This is a genomic window from Streptococcus sp. HMSC066F01 (genome assembly GCF_001837335.1).
GTDB lineage: Bacteria > Bacillota > Bacilli > Lactobacillales > Streptococcaceae > Streptococcus > Streptococcus oralis_S.
The window spans coordinates 1-206 of record NZ_KV832089.1; the positions used below are offsets into that span (position 1 = coordinate 1).

Sequence of the window (206 nt, forward strand, 5' to 3'; positions counted from 1 at the left end):
ACATGGGATTTGGACCAATACAAGGGAGATAAATCTTCTAAAGAAGCGATTCAAAATGGTTTCTACTATGTGGATGATTATCCAGAAGAAGCCTTAACCCTTCAACCAGAATTGGTTAAGATCCGTGATCTAGAGGGCAACCTTGTATCAGGTATCAGTGTTCAACAATTTGATAGTTTAGAAGCTGCGCCTAAGAAGGTTCAAGA

Annotated in this window: 1 protein-coding gene; it reads left to right on the top strand. The window is 39.3% G+C overall.

Features of this window, described 5'->3' with window-relative positions; genetic code table 11:
• Positions 1 to 206: SspB-related isopeptide-forming adhesin (locus HMPREF2655_RS02940; RefSeq protein WP_142352112.1), on the top strand; the 206-nt coding region annotated here is incomplete at both ends.